The sequence below is a fragment of the Streptomyces pilosus genome (assembly GCF_014649835.1).
GTDB classification, from domain to species: Bacteria; Actinomycetota; Actinomycetes; order Streptomycetales; family Streptomycetaceae; genus Streptomyces; species Streptomyces pilosus.
The window spans coordinates 209,820-230,974 of sequence record NZ_BMTU01000005.1 but is presented as its reverse complement, the minus strand read 5'-3'; the positions used below and the strand labels follow the sequence as shown (position 1 = coordinate 230,974).

The window sequence follows — 21,155 nt, the reverse complement described above, 5'->3', positions numbered from 1 at the left end:
ATGGTTGTCCCGGATCTCACATAATTCTTATGTGACGTGGATCACTGGGGGAGTGGTGCCGGGGAGGCCCGGCCGCCGAAACGCGTCGGCCGGCTCCGGGCGTCCCCGGAGCCGGCCTTCTCCTGAGTGACCGGGGTGGCTGTCCCCTGCCGCCCGGTCACCTGTCCGGAGCGAGGTCCCACGGCGTACGGGACGATCCGCCCCGTACGCCACATCGCTCCGGCGAGCCACGCGTGGTGCTGCTCTGACCCGCACCTGGCTGGCGCGGACACCGGTACCAACGAGGCGGACGGGGGCGGGTCACGCACCGGACGGGTGAGAGACGCCGCGCAGGCCCGTGACCGGACGCGGACTCAGATCCTGCCCCGGCACAGCTCCAGCAGGGTCATGGCGAGCGCGGTGCCCGGCTTGCCCAGGGCGTCGCGGTAGGTGGCGAGGACCTCCATCTCGCGGGACAGGTTCACGCGCCGGCCGCCGGAGGCGATCCGTTCCTTCTGGATGACGGCCGAGACGGCCATCCGTTCCTGCACGAGACCGATGATCCGGTCGTCGAGCGCGTCGATCCGCTCGCGGGCGCCGGTGATCAGTTCGGCGGCTTCGGCGGTGCGGGCGCCGGTCCTCCCGGCCGCCGGCTCCGTGGCGGCCGGTCCGTTCGGGGTGGTGGTCGTGTGGGCGGTCGTGGTGGCGGTCATCTCGGGGCTCCTCGGTGAGGTGGCGGGCGGCGGAGGTGCCCCGGAGCGACACGGTCCGGAGGAGAACGCCAGGCGCCCCGGACCTTGTCGGCCCGGGGCGCCTGGGAAGTCGCTTGTCAGTTGCTCAAGCAGCACGACCATGGCAGCCGGCGGGCCGGGTGCCATAGGTAAAGACGAAGGTCTGGTGCGTGAGCATGCGGACCAGTATGCCCGGCGGGCCGCGGCCGTCCAACACGGGCCGCATGGTGAGACGAGCGCGCCGGACGAGGCCCGTGCCTCGATTCCCCGCGGTGCCGGGCGGCATACGTGCCTCGACTCCCCGCGGTGCCGGGCGGCATACGTGCCTCGATTCCCCGCGGTGCCGGGCGGCATACGTGCCTCGATTCCCCGCGGTGCCGGGCGGGGCGCATGCCTCGACTCCCGGGGGTGCCGGGCGGGGCGCGGGCCCGCGTTCCGGTGCCCGCGCCGCCGCTCCCGTCCGGCCGTTCCACGGCCCGGGGCGTGTCCCGCCGCCGTCTCGGTAGAATCGGGAGGCACAAGACCCCCGCCCCACCGCCGGAAGGCACCTCGTGTCATCAGCGTCTCCCGCTGCCAACGCGCCCGACACCGTTCTGGTCGTCGACTTCGGCGCGCAGTACGCCCAGCTCATCGCCCGTCGCGTCCGCGAGGCGCGGGTCTACAGCGAGATCGTGCCGAGCACCATGCCGGTCGCGGAGATGCTCGCCAGGAACCCGGCGGCGATCATCCTCTCCGGCGGCCCCTCGTCCGTGTACGAGGAGGGTGCCCCCCGCCTCGACCGCGAGATCTTCGAGGCCGGCGTCCCCGTCTTCGGCATGTGCTACGGCTTCCAGCTCATGGCCCAGAGCCTGGGCGGCCAGGTGGACAACACCGGAGCCCGTGAGTACGGCCGCACGGACCTGCACGTCTCCAAGAACTCCTCCACCCTCTTCGAGGGCACCCCCGGGGAGCAGGCCGTGTGGATGTCGCACGGCGACGCCTGCTCCGCCGCCCCCGAGGGCTTCTCCGTCACGGCCTCCACGGACGTCGTCCCGGTCGCCGCCTTCGAGAACGACGAGAAGAAGCTCTACGGCGTCCAGTACCACCCCGAGGTGATGCACTCCACGCACGGGCAGCAGGTGCTGGAGCACTTCCTGTACCGGGGCGCGGGACTGGCCCCGGACTGGACCACGGGCAACGTCATCGAGGAGCAGGTCGCCTCGATCCGCGAGCTGGTCGGCGACAGGCGCGCCATCTGCGGTCTGTCCGGCGGCGTGGACTCCGCGGTCGCCGCTGCCCTCGTCCAGAAGGCCATCGGCTCCCAGCTGACCTGCGTCTACGTCGACCACGGCCTGATGCGCAAGGGCGAGACCGAGCAGGTCGAGAAGGACTTCGTCGCCGCGACCGGCGTCCAGCTGAAGGTCGTGGACGCGCAGGAGCGGTTCCTGAAGGCGCTGGCCGGGGTCTCCGACCCCGAGGAGAAGCGGAAGATCATCGGCCGGGAGTTCATCCGGGTCTTCGAGCAGGCCCAGGCCGAGATCATCGCGGACGAGGGCCCGGCCGTGGAGTTCCTCGTCCAGGGGACGCTCTACCCGGACGTCGTCGAGTCCGGCGGCGGCACCGGCACCGCCAACATCAAGTCCCACCACAACGTGGGCGGCCTCCCCGAGGACCTCGAGTTCAAGCTGGTCGAGCCGCTGCGCCAGCTGTTCAAGGACGAGGTCCGCATGGTCGGCCAGGAACTCGGCCTGCCGGACGAGATCGTCCAGCGCCAGCCCTTCCCCGGTCCCGGCCTCGGCATCCGCATCGTCGGCGAGGTCACCAAGGAGCGGCTCGACCTGCTCCGCGAGGCCGACGCCATCGCCCGCGAGGAACTCACCGCCGCCGGCCTCGACCGGGACATCTGGCAGTGCCCGGTGGTCCTGCTGGCCGACGTGCGTTCGGTGGGCGTCCAGGGCGACGGCCGCACCTACGGTCACCCGATCGTGCTGCGCCCGGTCTCCAGCGAGGACGCCATGACCGCCGACTGGTCGCGGCTGCCGTACGACGTCCTCGCCAAGATCTCCACCCGCATCACCAACGAGGTGCGGGACGTCAACCGGGTCGTCCTCGACGTCACCTCCAAGCCGCCGGGGACCATCGAGTGGGAGTAGTCCCGGGGGCCGGGGCCGCGCGGGCGGTCACCGGGGCCGGGGCGGTCAGGTCCGTCTGAGGGTCCGCACCGGCTCTCCGGGCTTCCAGACCTGGACGACCAGGTACTTCTCGTCCTCGACGGAGGTCCGCACGACCTCCGTCAACTCGGTGCGGAAGAGGTGGAACTGCTCCGGCGGTTCCGCCTCTTCGGCGTACCGGGCCCGCGTCTCCGCGTCCCCGGCGGCGATCTCGACCGCCCGGCCGCCGATGCGGACGTCGCCGCCGCCCATGCCGGTGTCCTCGCCCGGGTTCGCCTGGAGCGCGAAGCGCGGGTCGCGGCGCAGATCCAGCGCCTTGAGCGAGTCCGGCATCATGCCGAGCCACAGCTCCCCGTCCGAGAAGCGGACCTCCAGGCCGGTGGTGCGCGGCGAGCCGTCCCGGCGCAGGGTCGCCAGGACGTGGTGGGTGTACGCGGCGAAGCGCTGCTCCACGGTCCTCGCCAGCTCCGGTTCCGCCGCGGTGAAGGCTGCCCAATTCGTGTGCATGGGCCGAGTCTGGCGGGGATACCGGACATCCTGTGTCGGGTATCGGCGGCGTCCCCCGGACGGAGCAGCGGCCGCGTACCGCATCTTTACGGAAGAGAGCTGTCGTACGGGGCGGCCCGCCGGTAACTTCCGCCCCGTACGCACACCCCCCGCGGGAGGACTCATGCACGGGCCCACGCCGCCCCTGCCGCTGCCCACCGACAAGCTGCGCTTCGCCATGCCGCCCATGCACGCCTCCGCCGAGGACGAACGCCGGCACCGCAAGGAGCGGCTCGCGGGCGCGCTGCGGCTCTTCGGGCGGCTCGGCTACGAGGACGGTGTCTCGGGGCACATCACCGCACGCGACCCGGAGTTCAGCGACTGCTTCTGGGTCAACCCGTTCGGGATGCCGTTCCGGTACGTCACCGTGAGCGATCTGGTGCTCGCCAACCGGGACGGCCAGGTCGTCGAGGGCGGCCACCACGTCAACCAGGCCGCGTTCACCGTGCACGCCCAGGTGCACGCGGCCCGGCCCGACGTCGTCGCCGTCGCCCACTGCCACTCCGTGCACGGGCGGGCCCTCGCCGCCCTGGGTGACCTGCTCGACCCCATCACCCAGGAGAGCTGCGCCTTCTACGAGGACCACGCCCTCTACGACGCCTACAGCGGCGTCACCGTCGACGCCGGGGAGGGGCGGCGCATCGCCGGTGTGCTCGGCTCCCACAAGGCGCTGGTGCTGCGCAACCACGGGCTGCTCACCGTGGGGGACTCCGTCGACGCGGCGGCCTGGTGGTTCATCACCATGGAACGGTCCTGCCAGGTGCAGCTCACCGCCCGTGCGGCGGGCCGGCCCGTCCTCATCGGTCACCGGCAGGCCGTCGCCACCCGGGAGCAGCTCGGCGGGGACCTCGTCGCGTGGATCAACTACCAGCCGATGTGGCAGGAGATCACCCGGAGCGAGCCGGATCTGCTGAGCTAGACGGCCCCTGTCAACCGGGTGCCTCGAAGTTCACCCGTACTGACCGGGCCTGCCGGACGGGGAGGCCGTGCGGTAGGGCACAATTCGCTGTCGTCGCGGGGGACTTGTGTCGTGAGTGTCGATGGCGGGGAAGGCGGGTTTCGGGCGTGGCGGTGCAGGAGGCGAGACAGGGCGGCGCCGACTCGGGCGCGGGTGCGCACGAGGGCGGCTGCACCTGCGGGGACTGCCCGCACGGGGCGCGTGAGGGGCATCGGCGCGCGGTCGCGGCGTTCCTCCTGAAGCGGGACGAGTTCGCGGCCGGACACGGAGTGCCGGCCGCGGTGGCGCACTCCGCGTCCGCCTCCCGGCAGTGGGTGTCGGAGGAGCTCACCCAGGCCGCGGAAGCCGTCGCCGTGCGGGGACGGGCCGAGGGCGAGGCCTGGCTGACGCGACTGTGGCGGTGGACGGCGGCCGTGGTCTGGGCGGGCGTGGTGCTGCTGCTCCTCGGGCAGGCGCTCACGGCGATCGGCGCCGGATGGACCGCCGCCCGCACCGCCGGGCTGCTGGCCGCGGTCGTCGTCGCCGGTGCGCTGACCGCCGCGTCCTGGTTCCACCGGGCCCGCGGGGGTGCGCTGGCGCCGGTGATCGGCGAGGACAACCGGCTCTCCACGTCCCGTGCGGTGGCCGCCTGCTGGGTGCTGCTCGTCGCGTTCGCCGTGCTCGTCCTGGCGGGGCGGCTGGCGGCCGCCTCCGGTCACCGGGAGCGCGACGCGCTGATCGACGGGCTCGAACTCGCCCGCGGCGCGGGTGTGGTGACCGTGCTGGCCGTGGTGTGCGGGATCGCCGTGCTGGTGCGGCGCGTGGTCGGGCTGCGCGTGCAGGGGCAGCGGCTGCAGAAGGTGCGGGCGCACCGGCCCAGGGCGGCGGATCTGCTGACCGACGACGCCGGGCGGGGGAGCTTCGCCGACATCCAGTACGTCGTGATCAGCGGGGTCGCGCTGGCGTTCGCGGCGGTGCGGCTGGCCCGGCGGCCGGACCAGTTGCCGGATCTGCCGTGGGGACTCGCGGTGGTGGTGCTGGTGTCGGCGGGGACGTACCTCGCCGGCAAGTACGCGGAGGGCGGGCGTCCGGTGATCCTGTCGGTGGTGCGGGCCCGGGAGGCGGGCGACCTGGACGCGCCGATCCGCACCGGGGACGACATCGAGATTCGGGGCGCGGGGTTCGTGCCGGCCGGGGCCCAGGGGGCCGACCGGTTGTCGCGGATGGTGGTGCGGGTCGGCGTGGTGAACGTCCACGTACCGCTGGTCCCGGTGGCCGGCGGCTTCGACAACCCCACGGACGCCCTGCTGACGGTGCCGGTGCCGGCCGAGGTGGAGCCGGGGCGGGTGGATGTCCAGGTGATCACCGCGGCGGGCGTGGAGACGAACCGGTACGCGATCGACGTGACGGACTAGCGGGTGCGGGGACCGGTGCCCTGCGAGCACCCGTCGCCCGCACCGGACCCCCGGGTACCGGCGCCGTCGTCCCGGGCGCGAAGAAATACCCGGCGCACAGGGTTGAGCCGTGGCAGTTCGTCGTACGTATGGTCTGTGGGGCCCCGGCACGGCGGTGAGAGGCGGCGGACGGCGATGACCCATGGCAGGCGCGCGAACACGTACTCCCCACACGCCGGCGGCGACCGGAACCGGCGGGACGCCGCCACCCGCTACGCCCTCCTCCCCCTGCGCCTCTTCCTCGGCGTCACCTTCGTCTACGCCGGCCTGGACAAGCTCACGGACAGCGCGTTCCTGCAGGACTCCGGCGCCGGTTCGATCGGCGACATGATGCGCGCCGTCCGGGACTCCGCAGCCATTCCCGCGATGGTCGACATGGCACTGGAGAGCCCCGTCGCGTTCGGCTACGCCATCGCCCTCGGCGAGCTGGCCGCCGGCATCGGCACCCTGCTCGGTCTGCTCACCCGCCTCGCCGCCCTCGGCGGGGCGCTGATCTCCCTCAGCCTGTGGCTGACCGTGAGCTGGGCGGCCGATCCGTACTACTACGGCAACGACCTGCCGTACCTGTTCTGCTGGGTGCCCCTCGTACTCGCCGGCTCGTCCCCGTGGTCGCTGGACGCCCTGATCAGGAACCGGCGCCGCTCCGGCGGCTGAGCGTTCGGGGCGCGCCGGGCGCGCCGGGCGAGGCGGGCTCGTCGCGCCGCGGCGGTGCCGGTACGCGCGGCCCCTTCGCGCGGAGCAGGCGCTCCAGAGGGTGCTCCACCCAGATGTACGCGCACGCGGACAGGAGCAGACTGACCGCGATCACCAGCGCCCAGAGGAGAGCCGTCGACGACACGGACTCCGGCCGGCCGTACTCCGCGAGACAGAAGCGGATCACGATCTCGTGGATGAGGTACCAGGCGAACGACCAGTGGCCCAGACGTATCGCCCACGGGCCGCCGAGCCCGGTCGCCCGCCCCTCCACATCGGCCACCGCCGCCGCCGCGACCAGCAGGGCGAACAGCGGAGCCGAGAGCAGCTGCGAGGCGCTGTACGGGCTGTACCACAGGCTGTCCGGGACGGCCCCGGACCAGGGGATGAGCGCGGCGTGCCAGCCGATCACCAGGGCGACGGCCGGCCACAGGCTCACCGGCGGCCGCCATCCCCGCTTCACGGCGAGCCCCGCCACCACGCCGAGCAGGAACTGCAGCGTGCGGGTGAGCGGCAGGTAGTCGAGGGCCCACGCCCGCACCGACGCGTCGGTGAGCAGCGAGCCGCCCAGCCACACCAGCAGCGCGCCACCGCAGGCGAGGACACCGATCCACCGCCGGCCGCGCGCGGACCGCACCGCGGGCAGCGCCATCAGCGCGGGGAAGATCAGGTAGAACCAGGCCTCGTCACTGAGCGACCAGGCGGCCGGATTGCCGCCCTGGAGGATGACCGGGTCCGGTATCCAGGCGTGGACGAGCAGCAGGGTGGCGACGACCGCCTTCGCCGACACGGCTTTGCCGAGCGCCAGCCACACCCCGACCGAGAAGACGGTGGTGACCGCCAGCAGCGGCCAGATGCGAGCGAAGCGCCGCCACAGGAAGACCGTGGCGGGAACGCGCGCACCGTCGTAGGTCCAGGCCAGCACGAACCCCGACAGCACGAAGAAGAAGGTCACTCCGCTACGGCCGTACCAGACCATGTCGCTGAGACCGGGCAGCGGGGCGACCTGGCGGGACAGATGGTAGAGAACCACGACCAGAGCAGCCCAGAAGCGCAGCCCGGTCAGGGACGGAAGCCGGTCCCTGCCCGTCCGGGCGGGGGAACCTGGGACGGCGGGAGAAGCCGCTCTGTGTCGCATCAGAGGATTATCAACTACTCCCTGACCTCCGCTCCGTCGGGAGTGCCGCTAGGTCCCGGGCGTCGCTCTCTCGCTGTCCGCTCCGGCCCGGCGGCGTAGGCGGCCGGTCAGGGAGCCCACCGCGCCGGCCAGGCAGAGACCGCCGGTCACGAGGGGGATCATCACGAACCACGGGGTGTCCCAGGCACCTCCCGCGTCACCGGCGTAGACCACCGCCGCGACGGTGAGGACGACGCCGGTCACCAGCCTGCCGGGCTGGAACTCATGACGCAGCACGGCTCACCTCCGCCTGCCCCACGCCCACATGGAGCTCGATCTCGAGGGTGCCCGCCTTCCCGGCGCCCGCGGGCGGCCGCAGGGTCACCTTCTCGCGCTTGCCCGGTGCCACGTCCACGTCCTTCCGCTCGTCGCCGGGCAACTGGATGTCGCCCACCCCCACGTCGATGGTCAGCCTCACGGTCGCGTCCCTGGGCACGATCAGGTGGATCCGGCCCAGACCGACGTGGGCCGCCGTCGAGGCGGTGCCGTTCTCGGGCACGCGTATCGCGGACAGGTCCAGTTCGCCCTCACCGGCGCCCAGGTCGTACTGGGGACGTATCTGTGCGACCGAGGTGGGCCCCCAGGCCGTGCGTGTCCAGTCGGTGCCGATGTTCCCGGGGACGGCGGTCGAACCGGCCAGCAGGCCCGCCGTGAGGACCGCCAGGACGACGGACCCCGCGCCGGTGCGGCCGAGGAACGCGCTGACGGCGATGCCGACGCCGAAGACGGCGAGCGCGCAGGCCAGACCGGTCTGCAGGCTGGTGCCGAGAGAATGCGCCTCCCAGGTGAGACCGGTGCCCAGACCGGCCGCGAGCAGGGCGAACAGGAAGACCCAGCCGCCGATCCGCCGGGGACCGCGCGGTCTCGCCTCACGGCGGGGTGGTGCGTACGGCTTGTCACGGGCGCCGGAGCCGAGGCCGATGGCGACGGCAGCGGCGATGTCCAGGTCGCGGGATTCCCTGGGCCCCCACAGATATCCCGTGCCGCCCACATGCGTGCCGTCCTTGACGATCGGGTCCCGCCACCACGAGGGGAAGGCGTCGGGCACCGGCGGCGCCTGGGGCTCCGGCGGGGCGTCGGCGGCGGCCTGGGCGGCGATGTGGTCGGGGCTGGGGGTGCCGCGCCGCCGCGACCAGTAACCGGCGCCGGCGAGCAGCAGGGAGAGTATGACGGCGAAGCTCAGCACGCCGTCGTTGCTCAGCATGCTGAGGAAGACGCCGCAGCCGACCAGCGCGAACAGCACGGCCGCCAGGGTGTGGCCGTCGACCCGGCCGGTCAGCAGCCGGCGGACCTCGTTCTCCTCGTCGTCGTCGTACGGGACGAAGAGCCAGGCGAACCCGTAGAAGATCAGGCCGATGCCGCCGGTGGCGGAGAGGACCGCGAGGGTGATCCGGAAGATCACCGGGTCCATGTCGCACTGCCGGCCGAGCCCCGCGCACACCCCGCCGAGCATCTGGTGCCGCCGGTTCCGGCGGAAGCGGTCGTCCGCGTCCTCCGGACCGGCTTCCCGGGGCGCGGCGTCCTGCGGCCCGGTGCCCCGGGAAGGGCGCGGGCCGGAGCCGGGCCCCGGGCCCGTCGCGGCGTGCTGGTGATCGGTCATGCGTCCATGGTGACGGGCGGGCCGCCGTCGCGGGAGTCGGAACGACCCTGGCCGGACCCTGATATCGGTCCCTGAGCCGGGCCCGGGAGGCGGGCGGGGAACCCGCGGCGCGGAGATCAGGGGAGTCTCCGGGACGGACCCTGATGCTCCGGCAACCCGCGCGTGTGACCATCATTGGCATGTCGGAAGCCGCAGCAGCGCCAGTCGTCGAGCCGCGGCCGCCGCGCAAGCTCTACCGCAGCAGCGACGGACGCTGGCTCGGTGGCGTGGCGCGGGGGCTCGCCGGACACCTCGGGCTGCCCGTGATCTGGGTGCGTCTCGTTTTCGTCGCCCTGTTCATGGCCGACGGTCTCGGCGCCCTGCTGTACGCCGCGTTCTGGTTCTTCGTACCGCTCGGCGTCGGGGGCGTCGACGCGCAGAAGCAGGCTCCGCCGGTGACGACCGAGACCGCGCCGGACGGCCGGCGCAGGCTCGTCACCCGCAGACCCGACAAGGGGCAGATCGTCGCCCTGCTGCTCATGGTCGTGGTGGCCATGGTCTTCGTGGGCAGCGTGGACCTGAACAACGGCACCCGCGCCTACCTCTGGCCGACCGTCCTGGTCGGCGCGGGTGTCGCCCTGGTGTGGCGGCAGGCGGACAACGCGCGACGGGCCCGCTGGATGGAGGTCGGCCGCCGCCGGCGCACCGTCACCCTGCTGCGCGCGGTGGCCGGTGTGCTGCTGGTGACGGCGGGCGCCTCGGGCATCTTCGTCCTGCGGGGGTCCGGCAGCCACCTCGGCTCCGTGCTCCAGGCGGCCCTCGCGGTCCTGGTGGGCATCACGCTCCTCGCCGGCCCCTACCTGGTGCGCATGACACAGGACCTCTCCGAGGAGCGTCTGATGCGCATCCGCGCGCAGGAACGCGCGGAGGTCGCCGCCCACGTGCACGACTCGGTGCTGCACACCCTCACCCTGATCCAGCGCAACGCGGACAACGCGGGCGAGGTGCGCCGGCTGGCCCGTGCCCAGGAACGCGACCTGCGGGCCTGGCTGTACAGACCCGAGGGCAACGGAAAGGACGAGGACGACGAACCCACCACCCTCGCCGAGGCCGTGAAGCGCAACGCCGCCGAGGTCGAGGACAAGCACGGCGTCCCCCTCGAGGTCGTCGTCGTCGGCGACTGCCCGCTCGACGAGAGGATCGGCGCACAGATGCAGGCCGCGCGGGAAGCAATGGTCAACGCCGCCAAGTACGGTGGCCAGGGAGGCGCGGTGCAGGTCTACGCCGAAGTCGAGGGGAAGAAGGTCTTCGTGTCGGTCCGTGACCGTGGCCCCGGCTTCGACCTGGAGTCGATACCCGCCGACCGGATGGGCGTCAGAGAATCGATCATCGGCCGCATGGAGCGCAACGGCGGCACGGCGCGGCTGCGCGCGGTGCCCGACGGCGGCACGGAGGTCGAGCTGGAGATGGAGAGGGCGGAGAAGACGTCATGAGCGAGCCGACCGAGGCGAACGCGACGGCGGGAGCGGGACAGGGATCCGAGTCCGGCGAGCCGGCCGGGAGCACCGCCGGACGTCATGTGCGGGTCGTCCTCGTCGACGACCACCGCATGTTCCGCACGGGGGTCCAGGCGGAGATCGGGCAGACCGCGCAGACGGGCGTCGAGGTGATCGGCGAGGCCGCCGACGTCGACCAGGCGGTCACGGTCATCACCGCGACCCGGCCCGAGGTGGTCCTGCTCGACGTGCATCTGCCCGGTGGCGGCGGGGTCGAAGTGCTGCGCCGCTGCGCCCCGTTGATGGCGGACACCGAGCAACCGGTCCGCTTCCTCGCCCTGTCCGTGTCGGACGCGGCGGAGGACGTGATCGGGGTGATCCGGGGCGGCGCCCGCGGCTACGTCACCAAGACGATCACCGGGACCGATCTGGTCGACTCGATCTTCCGGGTCCAGGAGGGCGACGCCGTCTTCTCGCCGCGCCTGGCGGGTTTCGTGCTGGACGCCTTCGCGTCGACCGACGCCCCGCCGGTCGACGAGGACATGGACCGCCTCACCCAGCGCGAGCGGGAGGTGCTGCGGCTGATCGCCCGCGGGTACGCGTACAAGGAGATCGCCAAGCAGCTGTTCATCTCGGTGAAGACGGTCGAGTCCCATGTCTCGGCGGTGCTGCGCAAGCTCCAGCTGTCCAACCGTCACGAGCTGACCCGCTGGGCGACGGCGCGCCGGCTGGTCTGAGCGGGTGCCGCGCGCGGGCCGTCCGGCCCGCGCGTCAGCTCACGCGGGTGGCGCCCGCGAAGGGCATCTCGTCGAGGGACGCCAGGCGTACGGGCGCCGAGGGGTTCGGGGCGTGGATCATCCTGCCGTCACCGACGTAGATGCCGACGTGACTGATGCCGGAGTAGAAGAAGACCAGGTCGCCGGGGAGCAGCTCGGAGCGGGCGACGCGGCGGCCGGCGTCGATCTGGCCGTAGGTGGTGCGGGGCAGGGACACGCCGGCGGAGCGGTAGGCGGCCTGGACGAGGCCGGAGCAGTCGAAGGCGTCCGGGCCGGTCGCACCCCAGACGTAGGGGCTGCCGATCTTCCCGTAGGCGTAGGCGACGGCCTCCGCGGCGCGGGGACCGGGAGCCCGGGCGGTGACGGGAGCCGCCGGGCCGTCACCGGCGTTTCCGGACGGGCGTGAGGCCTGGCCGGTGTCGCGCCGCTCGGCCGGCAGGCCGGACAGCAGACGGCGGGCGGCGTTCAGTTTGCCGGTGATCGTCTTCCGGTGCCGCTCCAGCTCGGCCCGGCGGGACGTCAGCGACTCCGTCTCCACGCGGGCCGCCCCGCGCAGCCGCTCGATCTCCCCCAGCTGTGTGCGGACCTGCCCCACCCGCGCGTTCTGGAGGCTGCCCACGCGCTCGGCGAGGGCGGCGCCCCGCAGATAGCCGTCGGGGTCCTCCGACAGGGCCAGTCGCAGCGCGGGGTCCAGGCCACCGCCCCGGTACTGCGCCGCCGCCACCGAACCCAGGGCCTCCCGCGCCTCGTTGAGCCGGGCCCTCCGGCGGGCGGTCTCGTCCTGCAGCCCGCGCAGCCGGTGCCGGGCCGCCTCCGCCTTCTCCTTCGCGCCGTTGTACTGCTCGGTGGCGGCCTCCGCCTCCCGGTAGAGCCGGGCGACATCCGCCCTGACCTGCTCCGGTGTCCGCCGGGGATCGGCGAGCGCCGGTCCGTCGAAGCCGGTCGCGGCGGCCGCGCCGGCGAGGGCGACGGTGAGGACCGTGCGGGCCGTGCCCGACGTGCGCTTCCGGGTCCTGCGGTGCGCTGCCACCTGGGCTCCCGTCCTCCCTCCGCGGCCGCCCGGGGCGGGCTGCCGTCCGTCGGTCCGGCGGCGGGAGTGCACAGGGGGAGCCGTCCGCCGCCGGACCTTTCTCGGCGGTGGTGTCCGGCTGCCGCCCTCGGTCGGGGCGGCGGATGGAGAGCCGGTCACCTGGGGCAGGACGCTAGGCCCCGCCCCCCGGCCCGGGCGACGGGTTGTGCGGAAGTGGCCTGAGCGGACCACCGGTGACCGTAAGTGACCGGAGGGCTGCTCCGGCTCCGGTGTTTTGACTCTCGGTGATGACCGATGTGGGGAAGGACGGCGGGGCGAGGGCGCCGGAGTGGTACGAGAGGCGTGTGGTTAGGCTCCGGCCTCATGGACGTACTCATCCACGTATTCGTCGGTCTGCACATCATCGGTATCGCCTCGCTGCTCGGTGGCTTCCTCACCCAGATGAAGGCGATGGGCGAGGGCACCGCCCGCTTCAGCCCCGCGATGCTGCACGGCGCGCTGACGATGCTCGTCACCGGTGTGGCCCTGGTCGGGCTGAACCAGGCGCAGGACTACTCCGTCGACAACATCAAGATCGGCGTGAAGCTGGCCCTGCTGATCGTCATCCTGGGCCTGGTCTACGTGAAGCGGGACGACGAGAAGGTGGACAAGGGCCTGTTCGGCCTGGTCGGCCTGCTGACCGTGACGAACATCTTCATCGCGGTGCTGTGGACCTGATCCTTCCCTCCCCGCCGGCCCGCCCGTGGGCAGGTCAGGCGGGGCGCACCACGCTGTGCACCGAGGACTCGCCGTCGTAGAAGATCGACTCCTCGCGGACGTAGGTGCCGGGCTTCGGGGCGTGGATCATCATGCCGTTGCCGATGTAGATGCCCACATGGGTGACGTCGTCGTAGAAGAAGACCAGGTCACCGGGCTGCGCCTGGGACACCGGGACCGTGGTGCCGGCGTTCACCTGGTCGTAGGTGGTGCGCGGGAGGGCGACCCCGGCGGCCTTCCAGGCGGCCTGGGTGAGGCCGGAGCAGTCGTAGGAGCCGGGCCCGGTGGCGCCCCACACGTACGGCTTGCCGATCTGGGCGCGGGCGAAGGCGATGGCCTTCTCGGCCTTGGTGCCGTACGAGGAGTCCGTCGAGGGGGACGGTGAGGTGGCCGTGCCGGAGGAGCCGGTGCCGTCCGAGCCGCCGGCGTCCTGCCGGGCCGCCTCCTCCCGGGCCTGCTGCTGCTCCGCCTGCTGCCGGGCGAGCTCCGCGGCCTGCCGGGCGGCCTCTTCCTGCTTCTTCTTCTCGATCGCCGCGAGCCGTGCCTTCTCCTCGGCGGTCAGCTGCGCCATCAGCTCACGCGCGTCGGTGAGCTTCTTCTGGACGGTGGCCTTGGCCGTCTTCAGGTCGTCCTGCGACTCGGTCAGCGTCCGGAGGCTCTCCGTCGCCTCCTGGCGCTTCTTCATCGTCTCGGACTGCTGGGTGACGTAGTCGTCGACCGCTTCCTTCTGGCGGCCGGTCATCCGGTCCATCACCTGGCGCTGGTCGAAGACGTCCTGCGGGGTGTCCGCGAGCAGGAAGGTCGCGGTGTCGGGGACGCCGGCGCCGGTCCGGTACTGCGCGGCCGCGTAGGAACCGAGCTCCTCACGGGCGTCGTTGAGCTTCTGGGCGCGCTGGGCCACGTCGTCCAGGAGGGTGTCGACGCGCTTGCGCTGCTTGGCGGTCTGTTCCTTGGCGGCGTTGTACTTCTCGGTGGCCGACTCCGCCTGGCGGTAGAGGTCGCCGACCTTCTTCTCGACCTCCTCCAGACTCGGCTTGCCGTCGTCCGTGGGAGCGGCGGTGGCCGTCTGGGAGAGCAGGGCCACGGAGGTCAGGGCGGCCGTGGCCAGGGCCGGGGTCCGTATGCCTGCCACGCGCGTGCCGGGGGTACGCGACTTGCGGTGCGACGCCAAGGGAGGCGACTCCTTCCACTGCTCCGCCTACCGGGTTAGCTGTCGGGTTCGGGCGGGGGTGCTTCGGAAGGGTTGCCCTACGGCCGCTCCGCGAAGGAGTGGGCCGATTCACCCCAGGGATTCGGTGGGTCCCCGGCTCCGGCTGTCGCGGCGGACAGTGACGGACTCGGCGGAGGCCGCGCGGTCCGGCGAGGTTCGCCGGCGGGGGACGAGCGGCCTGCCCGCACGGTAGCCAACTGGTGTGGCCCCTGTGAAGGTTGATGGGTGATATGCCCGATACATTTTTGTGACCTTGCGCGCGGGGTCACTCAGCGTGAGGGGGCGGTCCTCGTCGGTGCGCGTCCGCACGCCGGCCGCTGTGCGGAGCCGGGGTGCGCGGAAACCGGGCATGTTCCCGGGACGGCACCGGGTTGTCGGTGGGGCGCCCTAGACTCGGAGAGCGATGAGCAGCCTCTTTGACGACAGCTTCCTGGCGGACCTCCAGGCCCAGCGGGGCCCCGCGGACGAGCCCCCGCCACCGCCCGAGGACGAGCACGCGCCGGAGACCGTTCCGGACGACCTGTTCGGCGGGAGGTTCGACGTGCCGCCGGACCGGGACGGTTTCTACCGCGACGGCGCCCCGCGCCCCGTGATCGACGCCGCGGCGCTCCTGGAAGGGCTCAACGACAACCAGCGCGCCGCCGTCGTGCACTCCGGCTCCCCGCTGCTCATCGTGGCCGGCGCCGGTTCCGGCAAGACCCGCGTCCTCACCCACCGCATCGCCCACCTGCTGGCCGAGCGGCACGTCCACCCGGGCCAGATCCTCGCGATCACCTTCACCAACAAGGCCGCGGGCGAGATGAAGGAGCGCGTCGAGCAGCTCGTCGGCCCGCGGGCGAACGCGATGTGGGTCATGACGTTCCACAGCGCGTGCGTGCGCATCCTGCGCCGCGAGAGCAAGAAGCTCGGCTTCACCTCGTCGTTCTCGATCTACGACGCCGCCGACTCCAAGCGCCTGATGGCCCTGGTCTGCCGCGACCTGGACCTCGACCCCAAGCGCTTCCCGCCGAAGTCCTTCAGCGCCCGGATCAGCAACCTGAAGAACGAGCTGATCGACGAGGAGGACTTCGCCGCCCAGGCCTCCGACGGTTTCGAGAAGACCCTCGCCCAGGCCTACGCGCTCTACCAGTCGCGGCTGCGCGAGGCGAACGCGCTGGACTTCGACGACCTGATCATGACGACGGTCAACCTGCTCCGCGCCTTCCCCGACGTCGCCGAGCACTACCGCCGCCGTTTCCGGCACGTCCTGGTGGACGAGTACCAGGACACCAACCACGCGCAGTACGCGCTGGTCCGCGAGCTGGTCGGCACGCCCTCCGAGCACCCCGTCGACGTGCCGCCGGAGGCCGAGGTGCCGCCCGCCGAGCTGTGCGTGGTGGGTGACGCCGACCAGTCGATCTACGCCTTCCGCGGCGCGACGATCCGCAACATCCTCCAGTTCGAGGAGGACTACCCGGAGGCGACCACGATCCTGCTGGAGCAGAACTACCGCTCCACGCAGACCATCCTGAGCGCCGCCAACGCCGTCATCGAGCGCAACGAGTCGCGGCGCCCGAAGAACCTGTGGACCAACGCCGGCTCCGGCGCGCGGATCACCGGGTACGTCGCGGACACCGAGCACGACGAGGCGCAGTTCGTCGCCGACGAGATAGACCGCCTCACCGACGCGGGCGAGGCCAGGGCGGGCGACGTAGCGGTCTTCTACCGCACCAACGCCCAGTCCCGTGTCTTCGAGGAGATCTTCATCCGCGTCGGCCTGCCCTACAAGGTCGTCGGCGGAGTGCGCTTCTACGAGCGCAAGGAGGTCCGGGACGTCCTGGCCTACCTGCGGGTGCTCGCCAACCCCGAGGACTCGGTCCCGCTGCGCCGCATCCTCAACGTGCCCAAGCGGGGCATCGGCGACCGGGCGGAAGCCATGATCGACGCCCTCGCCCAGCGCGAGAAGATCAGCTTCCCGCAGGCACTGAAGCGGGTCGACGAGGCGTACGGCATGGCCGCGCGCTCGTCGAACGCGGTGAAGCGGTTCAACACGCTGATGGAGGACCTCCGTACGGTCGTCGAGTCCGGCGCGGGACCGGCCACCGTCCTGGAGGCCATCCTGGAACGCACGGGCTACCTGGCCGAGTTGCAGGCGTCCACCGATCCGCAGGACGAGACCCGGATCGAGAACCTCCAGGAACTCGCCGCCGTCGCGCTGGAGTTCGAGCAGGAGCGCGGGGAGGGCGAGTCGGTCGCGCTGTCCGACTTCCTGGAGCAGGTGGCCCTGGTCGCCGACTCCGACCAGATCCCCGACGAGGAGGAGGACGGCTCGGGCGTCATCACCCTGATGACCCTGCACACCGCCAAGGGCCTGGAGTTCCCGGTCGTCTTCCTCACCGGCATGGAGGACGGCGTCTTCCCGCACATGCGCGCCCTCGGGCAGACCAAGGAGCTGGAGGAGGAGCGGCGCCTGGCCTACGTCGGCATCACGCGTGCGCGGGAGCGGCTCTACCTCACCCGCTCGACCCTGCGCAGCGCGTGGGGCCAGCCGTCGTACAACCCGCCCTCCCGCTTCCTGGAGGAGATCCCGGCCGCCCACCTGGAGTGGAAGCGGACGGGGGCGAGCGGGCCCGTGTCCTCCGGGCCGGTGTCCTCGGTAGCGGCCTCGCTGTCGTCGTCCCGCTCCCGCTCGTCCGCCTCGGGCGCCTCCGGCTTCGCCACCCGGCGGACGGCGGAGAAGCCCGTGGTGTCACTGGCGGCCGGGGACCGGGTCACACACGACCAGTTCGGCCTCGGCACGGTGGTCGCGGTGAAGGGCACGGGGGCGAACGCGGAGGCGACGATCGACTTCGGGGACACCAAGCCCAAGCGTCTGCTGCTGCGGTACGCGCCGGTGGAGAAGCTGTAGCCGGAAGACGACGGCCCGCGCGCCCCGTCTCGGGGGCGCGCGGGCCGTCGGCTGTTCCGCGCCGGGGTTCGGGCCGGCCCGCGAGGGCCCGGGGCTTTCCGCCGACTACGAGGGTTCGAGGCCGTGGCTGCGCAGCCAGGCGAGCGGGTCGATCGCCGAGCCGCCGCCGGGGCGCACCTCGAAGTGCAGGTGCGGTCCGGTCGAGTTGCCGGAGTTGCCGGAGAACGCGATCTGCTCGCCGGCCTTCACGGTCGTACCGGAGGGGACCTGGTAGGTGGAGAGGTGGCAGTACCACGTCTCCGTTCCGTCCTTCGCCGTCACGATCATCATGTTGCCGTAGGCGGAGTTGTACTGCGTGCGCACGGTGCCGTCGGTCGCGGCCAGGATGGGCGTGCCGTAGGCGACGGGGAAGTCGATGCCGGTGTGGACGGACATCCAGTTGATGCCGGACTGCCCGTAGTAGGCGCTGAGGCCGTGCTGCGCGACCGGGAGGGAGAACTTCGGGCGCAGCCGCTCCTTGCGGGCCGCCTCCTCGGCCGCCCGCCTGCGCTCGGCCTCCTGCTGCGCCTTGAGGTCGATGCGCTCCTGGGTGCGGCTGGCCCGGTCGGCGAAGTCGTCGGCGCCGGCCGCGAGACTCTCCAGCTGGGTGTCCAGCTTGACGTTGGCGGCGGAGGGCTTCACCGGCTGGGCGTCGGCCGCGGTCGTCGCCGCCGTCGTCCTGTCCTGGCCGCTGTCCTCGGTCAGGTCACCGACCGAGGCGGCGGCGATACCGGCGACGCCCATCACGCACGCCGAGGGCACCGCCACCGTCAGCAGCGCGGAACGCTTGGCGGGGGTCCGGCGCCGGGAGCGGGACCCGGAACGCGAGGCGGCGCGCGGCGGCGGGACGGGCAGCGTCTCCTCCTGCCCGTCGAGCAGGACCACCGGGGGAAGCTCACCGGTGTCGCCCGCTTCCCCGTGGGCCGGCTCGCCGTCTGCGGGGTCCGGGTAGGCGTCCTGCCCGTACGTCTCCCCCGGGTGGCCGTCCTGGCCGTAGGCGTCCTGGTCGTAGGACTCGGTCTGCGGCTCGTACGCCTCGGTGTGCGGCTCGTAGGAGTCGGAGGCGGCGGCGTCGCCGGCGGAGTTCCACTGCGTGGCGTCGTAGACGCCGCTGTCGAAGGTCTGCGTGCCCCAGTCCCACTGCTGGGCCGGCTCGGCGGGAGTCCCGGCCGGGTCGGGCTGGAGCCAGGCACCGGCGTCCCACTGGCCGCTCGTCTCGGGCGAGCCTGCCTGCGGAGGGATCACCGCCATCGGCTGGTCGCCGGTGGTCCAGGCGGTCGCGTCGTAACCGCCGGTGTCGTACGAGGTGGCGTGCTGTGCCGCGTACAGGTCGTAGTGGCCGGTGTCCTGGCCGCTCGCGGGCCAGTGCCCGGTGTCGTACCCGCCCGTGTCGTGGCCACCGCCAGGGAGGTCCCCGAAGAGGGGATCGGCGGCGAAGCCGCCGGTGGTGTGACCACCGGTGCCGTAGTGCGTGGCGGCGAAGCCGGCGGTGTCGTAGGCACCGTAGGCGGTGAAGTCGCCGTACTGGGCTTCCTGGGTGCCGTACGACGCGTAGGGCGCCGAGTCGGCATCGGAAGCCGGGGCCGGGGTCATGGTCCCCGACGGGTGACGGTCGTTCACCAACTTCTCTTTCGCCTCGACAACAGGGGCTGGCAGAGCAGTGCGGCGACTGTACCCGGCGGTATGCGGGCGCGACAATCTTCCCCAGGTTTCGGCCGCGCAGGAAACGGGCATTCGGTCGTGTTTTGGGGGACGGCGGGCGCGGTCTTGGCTCTTTGTTCGAAACCTGTTCGAGGTTGAGGGCGGCCCGGGGGCCGTAAGTCGGCTCCGCCGGGCCGTTGTTGTTCGGACAGGGGGCGCTCGGGGCGCGCTCGTCACGGGGGAGCGGAGCCGGGCGTGTCGCGGACGGCGTGCCTCACGCCACCGTCAGGCCGCCCGTGCGGCCGGTGGACGGCTCTCCGGGGTGCGCCGTGTCCAGCGCCTCCCGGATGCCGGTCGCCACGGTCGGGTGCACCGGCAGGGCGAGATGGCCGACGCCGCTCACCCGGATGTTCACCGCGGTCAGGTCCGGGTGCTCGATGCACGCCGTCTCCAGCGGGTCCATGATGTGGTCGAGGTCGCTCCAGAAGGCGACGAAGTGCGTGCGGCAGCCCGGCGCCGGCCGGGCGAGCTCCTCCAGCACCGGCGAGCCGGGACGCATCTGGCGCACGATGGGATGCGCGTTGGCCAGCGGCGCGACCCGTGTGCCGGTGTGCGGGGTGCCGAGCGTGACGAGGGTCCGCACGCGGGTGTCACCGCCCAGCCGCTGCACGTAGTACCGGGCGATCAGCCCGCCGAGGCTGTGGCCGACCACGTCCACCCGGCGGCTGCCCGTGCGCTCGCACACCTGCTCTATGTGGCGGCCGAGGAGCTCGGCCGCGATGCGGATGTCGCAGGTCAGCGGCGAGTAGTTGAGCGATTCGATCTGCTGCCTGCCGTGCTGGGACAGGCTGCGGCGCAGCAGGAGGAAGACGGAACGGTTGTCGATGAAGCCGTGCAGCAGCACGACCGGGGGCTTGGCCTCCGTCGGCAACTGGGGGGCGCCCTTCGTCACAGGCAGCGCGGGACCCTCGGGGCCCCGCCGCTCCTGGATGATCCCGGCGGGATAGAGGAGGACGTGGCCGGCCAGGATGGCCAGCTCCAAGGCGGTCGCCTTCAGCAGGGCGAGGGAGAGATCCGCCAGCCGGGCCGGCAGAAGACGCCGGCAGAGCGGCAGGAAGGGAAGAGCTGCCTCGGTGACCTTCATGGCCGACCTCCTGTCGGCACGCGCAAGGACAGCCTCGTCCCCCGTGTGCCCTCATGGGATGTCGCTGCGAGAGCGGTCGACGGCGCGCGCGAACACAGGGTCGAGGGGGCGCGCTGGTACGACGACGTCGGTGCGAATCCCTTATGCGCATGTTCCCACCGATGCCCATGAGTCGCACGAGCACAGGGTGTGCGGGCCCGGGAGCCCGGGAACGCTGCGCGGTGAACGTGTCCCTCTGTGTGATTTCCCCCTCCCTGTGCACCGCGAAACTGCCGGTTGCGGGATGCTGGAGATAACGTTCGTTCACTTCCCCGGCCGGGTTCGGCCGGGATGTCCGTGCGATGTGTGCGGTACTGGTCGATACGGATGGATGTAGTCGCTTCATGGAGGCAGTGATGGGTGTGGCAGCCGGTCCGATCCGCGTGGTGGTGGCCAAGCCGGGGCTCGACGGCCACGATCGCGGGGCCAAGGTGATCGCGCGTGCGCTGCGCGACGCCGGTATGGAGGTGATCTACACCGGGCTGCACCAGACTCCCGAGCAGATCGTCGACACCGCGATCCAGGAGGACGCCGACGCGATCGGCCTGTCCATCCTCTCCGGAGCGCACAACACGCTGTTCGCGGCGGTCATCGAGCTGCTCGAGCAGCGCGACGCGGCGGACATCCTGGTCTTCGGCGGCGGCATCATCCCCGAGGCGGACATCCCCCCGCTGAAGGAGAAGGGCGTCGCGGAGATCTTCACCCCGGGCGCGACCACGGCGTCCATCGTGGACTGGGTCCGGGCCAACGCCCGCCAGCCCGCCGAGGCGTAACCGGCCGCACCCGGCGGGCGGCGTGCCGGCTTCCGCGGACGGGGGCAGTCCCGGGCCGGAGGCGGGAGGGCGGCGGGAGCCGCCGCGCGCCGCCACCGGTTCCCGGCGCCTGTGCCCG

The 21,155-nt window shown here is 72.4% G+C and carries 18 protein-coding genes and 1 riboswitch; of the genes, 9 read left to right on the top strand and 9 right to left on the bottom strand.

Translation table 11 applies throughout. From position 1 onward, the window contains the following. Positions 1-353: 353 nt before the first annotated feature. Positions 354-692 (bottom strand): chorismate mutase, encoded by a 339-nt coding sequence (locus tag IE118_RS14820; RefSeq protein WP_189558361.1) that lies wholly within the window; start codon positions 690-692, stop codon positions 354-356. A 569-nt stretch (positions 693-1,261) separates the two neighbouring features. Between IE118_RS14820 and guaA the strand changes: the two genes are divergently transcribed. Next, on the top strand, positions 1,262-2,842 hold the full coding sequence (gene guaA, locus IE118_RS14815) for a glutamine-hydrolyzing GMP synthase (protein ID WP_189558360.1): 1,581 nt from the start codon (positions 1,262-1,264) through the stop codon (positions 2,840-2,842). A 45-nt stretch (positions 2,843-2,887) separates the two neighbouring features. Here guaA and IE118_RS14810 read toward each other — a convergent pair whose 3' ends face one another. Then, on the bottom strand, positions 2,888-3,367 hold the full coding sequence (locus tag IE118_RS14810) for a pyridoxamine 5'-phosphate oxidase family protein (RefSeq protein WP_189558359.1): 480 nt from the start codon (positions 3,365-3,367) through the stop codon (positions 2,888-2,890). Between the two features lie 163 nt (positions 3,368-3,530). Between IE118_RS14810 and IE118_RS14805 the strand changes: the two genes are divergently transcribed. From IE118_RS14805 to IE118_RS14795, 3 genes are all read left to right on the top strand, one after another. Next, a complete protein-coding gene (locus IE118_RS14805) occupies positions 3,531-4,325 on the top strand; it encodes a class II aldolase/adducin family protein (protein WP_189558358.1) in 795 nt (264 codons plus the stop codon). Between the two features lie 146 nt (positions 4,326-4,471). Then, positions 4,472-5,758, top strand: a complete 1,287-nt coding sequence (locus IE118_RS14800; protein WP_189558357.1) for a hypothetical protein — start codon at positions 4,472-4,474, stop codon at positions 5,756-5,758. A gap of 174 nt (positions 5,759-5,932) precedes the next feature. Further along, positions 5,933-6,451, top strand: a complete 519-nt coding sequence (locus IE118_RS14795) for a DoxX family protein (protein WP_189558356.1) — start codon at positions 5,933-5,935, stop codon at positions 6,449-6,451. Here the strand turns inward: IE118_RS14795 and IE118_RS14790 are convergent. From IE118_RS14790 to IE118_RS14780, 3 genes are all read right to left on the bottom strand, one after another. Then, a complete protein-coding gene (locus tag IE118_RS14790; RefSeq protein WP_229846816.1) occupies positions 6,423-7,523 on the bottom strand; it encodes an acyltransferase family protein in 1,101 nt (366 codons plus the stop codon). The genes IE118_RS14795 and IE118_RS14790 overlap by 29 nt on opposite strands. Positions 7,524-7,676: 153 nt before the next feature. Next, positions 7,677-7,904 (bottom strand): hypothetical protein, encoded by a 228-nt coding sequence (locus IE118_RS14785; RefSeq protein WP_189558354.1) that lies wholly within the window; start codon positions 7,902-7,904, stop codon positions 7,677-7,679. Further along, positions 7,891-9,267, bottom strand: coding sequence for a PspC domain-containing protein (locus IE118_RS14780; RefSeq protein WP_189558353.1), 1,377 nt, complete (start codon positions 9,265-9,267; stop codon positions 7,891-7,893). The genes IE118_RS14785 and IE118_RS14780 overlap by 14 nt, the downstream gene beginning before the upstream one ends. Positions 9,268-9,446: 179 nt before the next feature. Here IE118_RS14780 and IE118_RS14775 point away from each other — a divergent pair, with 179 nt between their 5' ends. Continuing rightward, positions 9,447-10,739 carry an ATP-binding protein gene (locus tag IE118_RS14775; protein ID WP_189558352.1) on the top strand — a complete coding sequence of 431 codons (1,293 nt, stop codon included), beginning with the start codon at positions 9,447-9,449 and terminating at the stop codon, positions 10,737-10,739. Further along, on the top strand, positions 10,736-11,479 hold the full coding sequence (locus IE118_RS14770; RefSeq protein WP_189558351.1) for a LuxR C-terminal-related transcriptional regulator: 744 nt from the start codon (positions 10,736-10,738) through the stop codon (positions 11,477-11,479). The genes IE118_RS14775 and IE118_RS14770 overlap by 4 nt, the downstream gene beginning before the upstream one ends. Positions 11,480-11,513: 34 nt before the next feature. Here IE118_RS14770 and IE118_RS14765 read toward each other — a convergent pair whose 3' ends face one another. Next, positions 11,514-12,548 carry a C40 family peptidase gene (locus tag IE118_RS14765; RefSeq protein WP_189558350.1) on the bottom strand — a complete coding sequence of 345 codons (1,035 nt, stop codon included), beginning with the start codon at positions 12,546-12,548 and terminating at the stop codon, positions 11,514-11,516. A 363-nt stretch (positions 12,549-12,911) separates the two neighbouring features. On the opposite strand from IE118_RS14765, the gene IE118_RS14760 reads away from it, so the two are divergent. Continuing rightward, positions 12,912-13,265: a hypothetical protein gene (locus IE118_RS14760; protein ID WP_189558349.1), complete on the top strand. Its 354-nt coding sequence runs from the start codon at positions 12,912-12,914 to the stop codon at positions 13,263-13,265. Between the two features lie 34 nt (positions 13,266-13,299). On the opposite strand, the gene IE118_RS14755 is transcribed toward IE118_RS14760, so the two are convergent. After that, positions 13,300-14,475: a C40 family peptidase gene (locus IE118_RS14755; protein ID WP_189558348.1), complete on the bottom strand. Its 1,176-nt coding sequence runs from the start codon at positions 14,473-14,475 to the stop codon at positions 13,300-13,302. A 9-nt stretch (positions 14,476-14,484) separates the two neighbouring features. Further along, positions 14,485-14,638, bottom strand: a riboswitch (cyclic di-AMP (ydaO/yuaA leader). 279 nt (positions 14,639-14,917) lie between these two features. On the opposite strand from IE118_RS14755, the gene pcrA reads away from it, so the two are divergent. After that, positions 14,918-17,401 carry a DNA helicase PcrA gene (gene pcrA, locus IE118_RS14750; protein WP_189558347.1) on the top strand — a complete coding sequence of 828 codons (2,484 nt, stop codon included), beginning with the start codon at positions 14,918-14,920 and terminating at the stop codon, positions 17,399-17,401. 105 nt (positions 17,402-17,506) lie between these two features. Here pcrA and IE118_RS14745 read toward each other — a convergent pair whose 3' ends face one another. Next, positions 17,507-19,174, bottom strand: coding sequence for a M23 family metallopeptidase (locus IE118_RS14745; protein WP_189558346.1), 1,668 nt, complete (start codon positions 19,172-19,174; stop codon positions 17,507-17,509). Positions 19,175-19,355: 181 nt separating this feature from the next. Further along, entirely contained in the window at positions 19,356-20,225 is an 870-nt protein-coding gene (locus tag IE118_RS14740; protein ID WP_189558345.1) for an esterase/lipase family protein, read from the bottom strand. Between the two features lie 395 nt (positions 20,226-20,620). On the opposite strand from IE118_RS14740, the gene icmB reads away from it, so the two are divergent. Then, positions 20,621-21,037 (top strand): coenzyme B12-dependent isobutyryl CoA mutase small subunit, encoded by a 417-nt coding sequence (gene icmB, locus IE118_RS14735; RefSeq protein WP_189558344.1) that lies wholly within the window; start codon positions 20,621-20,623, stop codon positions 21,035-21,037. The last annotated feature ends 118 nt before the right edge of the window (positions 21,038-21,155 follow it).